Annotated in this window: 1 pseudogene; it reads left to right on the plus strand. The window is 62.1% G+C overall.

The features are described from left to right. Positions 1–242: 242 nt before the first annotated feature. Positions 243–354 (plus strand): annotated as a pseudogene (locus RM812_RS42810) (IS5/IS1182 family transposase); the annotation flags it as partial.

Genomic DNA, 354 nt, shown 5'->3' on the forward strand with positions numbered 1-354 from the left:
TGATCATGTACTCCGACCAAGGTGCACCGATCAGAACGAAGGCCGTGAGGGTGAGTCTCCTGCCTGAAGCCGTTCCTGGGGAAGCGTTTGCGGAAGCGTCACGCTTCCGGGACGAGTTGTACGAGTGAGCCCTTTCAGAGTGGCCACCGGATGGGTGACGAGGCTGGTGCCCGCAAAGCACGAGGCTCCCGTGCCGTTGAGAGAGGTGTTCGACGTCTCAACTCATTAGCGCGGGAGCCTCGTTGGTTCCATATCCTGCCGCACTCGACCTGCCTCATGCCCTGGTCGAGTGGGTAACCATGCTCATCGTCACCCGGGAGGGTGACCGCCGCTGCAAACTCCCGCCGCACCAGC

The sequence above is a fragment of the Streptomyces lancefieldiae genome, from assembly GCF_031845825.1.
In the GTDB taxonomy this organism is placed as follows: Bacteria; Actinomycetota; Actinomycetes; order Streptomycetales; family Streptomycetaceae; genus Streptomyces; species Streptomyces lancefieldiae.